Here is a 3,548-nt window from a genome sequence, read left to right as displayed (position 1 = left end):
CGCCACCGGCACGCTTGGATTCCGGTCGTAAATTGGCTGTTCGTGGATCGGCGCGGGTGTCGGTTTTTGTGGATTTTTATTCATTTTCGCCCCCGGGTTTTGTCTATTTCTAGTCAACACCCTGCGCTATTTTATTCATTTTCGCAAGGTAAAAGTGAATAATAATAATCCAAAGTTGAATAATCCTATTCGGAATCTGAATAGCGGTTTTTAGCAATTTCAGGGGGTTACAGTTCCCGCCCTTCTTAGAGTCTATAAAAAGCGACAGTTATCCACGCCCGCCCGAGCGCGCCCCAATAGCGCCGTAGGGAGGGCGGGGGTGGGTAACTGTCACCTGAAAGAACAAGGAAAAGCAGGCAGATGATCGCATGGGTTTCCCGCCCTGCCTTCGGTCACTACGGCGCTATTGGGGCGCGTTCCCTACGGCATGGCTCCGGCAGTGCCAGAAATCGACCGTGGAGCGCGTTTGATGGTTTTAAGGGGCTGGGCAGGGGGAAAAGCGACTAGCGGCCACCAGCGGCGAAAAAAACGGCCTTTACAGCGATTGCAAAAGCGAACCCGGCTCAGGAAGTAGCCATAATTTTTGACGGGTCATATCGTGCGCACGACCTGTCAACCCACGCAATCACGGGGGAAGGCGTTTAAACGCTCTCTCCGTTGCGTGAGAAGTGCGCCACTTCTAGCGGAAAACACCCGTTTTCTATCGTACGATATAGCACCGGATTCCGCTGAAAAATGCCTGAACGACCGGGCCGGAAATTAACCGGATTTTCACACCGAAAGAGTTACCATAATCTTAATCTTGGGGCTACGATGAGCGAAGCGAAGGGTAGCCAGCTATGTTTATTCCTACGGAAAAAACGCTGGCCCGCCCACAAGGGGCGGTGAAAGGCAAGGAAAGATGGTTCCGAATGTCGGGCAGTTCGATGCAGAGAAGGGCGGCGGTTTCTCCGAAACTGTCGGCTACGTCCTCGCACCGGAATCCGCCAAGACCCGCGAAGCCGTCACCGCCGGATTGATCGACCCGGCCATTCTCCAGCACCGCGCCGCGACCGCCATCGGTTTCAACCTTGACGGCCTCGACCCCCGCGACCCTGCCGCCGTTGCCGCCGCCATGCAGGATATTGCCGACCGGGCCGACGAGCTGAAGAAGGCCGCGGGGATTTCCACCCGTGGCCGCAAAGCGACGACTTCGCCCGTCTGGCATTGCAGCTTCCGTGATGCGGAACACGCCGCCGCGTTGCTTACCGACGCGGAAATGATCGACGGCATCATGGCTGCGCTCAAAGCCCTCGACCTTCCCGAAGGCCATCAAATCCTGATCGTCAAACACGTTGAACCCGACCGCCCGGACTGGCCGGATTGGCACGTTATCGTCAACAAGGTCAGCAGCATTGACGGGACGCGCTGGAACCCGATGAACGACCAGATTAAGCTGCAAGCCTTCTGTCACGACTGGGACCAATCGCGGGGCCTGACGCTCTGCCCCGACCGGGCCGAGAAGATCGAGCGCGTCCGGGATTGGGCGGCGAAAGAAGCCGACCCGAAGAAGCGCGACCGCACCCCGCCCGCGAAGGCGCCGAAGCCCGCAAAGCCGAATTACCGTGCTGAAAAGGCCCTTGCGATCATCGAGCGCGACAATCTGCCGGTGACGCCAGCGATTGCGGCCGCAATCGACAAGCAGCTTGAATCCGACCGCGCCGCATGGCGAAAAATCGGACGGTTTGCGGAGAAGGAGATCCACAACCAGGCTAAACGCGAGAAGGCCGAGTCCTGGGAGAAATTGAAAGCCGACCGGGAAGCGATCGACAACATGCATTCAGGCGTTAGCGGCAAGGTCCGCGACTTCTTCCCCGGCCTGTTACGCACAGCGCAATGGACGGCCTACAAGACCCGCGCCGCACAACAGCGCGACCGACTGGATGCACAGACCAAGGCGCGATATCGCCGCTTCTACGCCAACGAAAAAACCCTTGCTGGTGTCGCCCGCAATGTCCTTTCGATCATCACCGAGAACCGCAAGCGCGGTATCGGCGGCATGACGATGCGGACGTATATCCGCGACCCGGACGCACGGCGGGCCGCGTTCGATCATATCACCCAACACGACCGCGCCGCCCTGAAGGAAAAGCTGAAGGCCGACCGGGCGAAGGTTCAGGCCGCGACCGCAAAACATAATCCGGCCAAGGCAGCGAAGGCGCAGACATGGGCCGATCACCAGCAGCGTATCGTGCAGATCGAAGCGCGAACGGCACTAGCGCACGAGGACTTGAAAGCCCTGCGTGATGCCGAGCCGAAAAAACAGCGCAAGGCATGGAGCCAGATTGTCGCTATGGCCCTGCACGAAAAAACGCGCATGGACGGGGCGGCGATTGGCGGCAATGAAACCGTGAAGCGCGACCGGGCCGAGAGGGTGGAACAGTTCAAGGAAGCGTTCCGCGAGCAGTCGCAGGACAAGGGGCGCGAGATCAAGGGGCCGACAGACGGGCGGCGTTAGCGGCCTAGCAGCTTCGCCCAGATCGAGCGGCGGGCATCCTGCACCCGCTGATCGGTCAGCAGCCGGGCGGTCAGTTGCCGCCGTTCCTCGCCCTCCTGATCGAGCCGCCGCCGCAGATCGTCCACCACCCCGCGCAGCACCTCAATTTCCCGTTCCGCCGCCTGTAAACTTGGGTGTGTCGTATCGTTCACCGTGGGTGTGTCGGTAGCCGTGTCGGTGTTCGCGGGTTTGTAAACGCGCAGGAGTTCGGCTGGCTCTACCCGCCATTCCCCGTTTTCGTCTTTTTGCCCGGAAATGCGGCCTTCTCGGATGGCCTTGATGATGGCCCCTTTCGACCGCCCCACCAATTCCGCCGCTTGTTTTGGGCTGATCGCCGCGCTGCTTACCGTCATTCACTCCCCCTGTGTCGGTGTATGGTTACTGGTATCCTCTGCTGATTCGTCGATTCCGGCCAGAAGGTCTAGCTGCTGGCCCGTTCCCTTGATCTGGTACGCCTTCACGAAGGCCAGTCGGTTGCCGTTGAACATGAATTTGATGTTCACCCAAAACATGCCCGCGACCGCTGACCTGTAGAGAAATTGCCGGTCGAGCAGTTCGCGCAGCCCCCGGCTGAATTGCGGTTGCGACATGCCCGCCGTTCTGCTGCCAAGCAGGACATAATCGCGCTCTTTGTTTTCCCGCACTTGGTCGTAAACCATCTCGAAAACCGCCATACCGGCCTTGCTCATTCCGACCGCGCTTTTCAGCCCGTCCAGATACAGCTTCACAAAGCGTTCCTTATCGACCTCCTCGAATTTGTAGATCATGGCCCCGCCATGGCCGAGGATTTCGCCGCTGCCTTCGTCTATGACCATGCCGCTGCGCTCATTTCCGATCTGCGCCCGCCGCTGTTTTGTGATCTGCCCCGCCACCGGCACGCTTGGATTCCGGTCGTAAATTGGCTGTTCGTGGATCGGCGCGGGTGTCGGTTTTTGTGGATTTTTATTCATTTTCGCCCCCGGGTTTTGTCTATTTCTAGTCAACACCCTGCGCTATTTTATTCATTTTCGCA

3 protein-coding genes are annotated in these 3,548 nt (G+C 58.9%); 1 reads left to right on the top strand and 2 read right to left on the bottom strand.

Features of this window, described 5'->3' with window-relative positions; translation table 11 throughout:
* The first annotated feature begins 901 nt into the window (after positions 1-901).
* Positions 902-2,497, top strand: coding sequence for a hypothetical protein (locus FJQ48_RS11030; protein ID WP_139975166.1), 1,596 nt, complete (start codon positions 902-904; stop codon positions 2,495-2,497).
* Here the strand turns inward: FJQ48_RS11030 and FJQ48_RS11025 are convergent.
* On the bottom strand, positions 2,494-2,889 hold the full coding sequence (locus FJQ48_RS11025) for a hypothetical protein (RefSeq protein WP_139975165.1): 396 nt from the start codon (positions 2,887-2,889) through the stop codon (positions 2,494-2,496). The two genes, FJQ48_RS11030 and FJQ48_RS11025, sit on opposite strands and share 4 nt — an antisense overlap.
* On the bottom strand, positions 2,890-3,486 hold the full coding sequence (locus FJQ48_RS11020) for a hypothetical protein (protein ID WP_139975164.1): 597 nt from the start codon (positions 3,484-3,486) through the stop codon (positions 2,890-2,892). It lies immediately after the preceding gene.
* Positions 3,487-3,548 lie beyond the last annotated feature (62 nt).

It is taken from the genome of Ochrobactrum sp. CGA5, assembly GCF_006345815.1.
GTDB lineage: Bacteria > Pseudomonadota > Alphaproteobacteria > Rhizobiales > Rhizobiaceae > Brucella.
The sequence above is the reverse complement of the archived record's forward strand: the minus strand, read 5'-3'. Positions and strand labels throughout refer to the sequence as shown.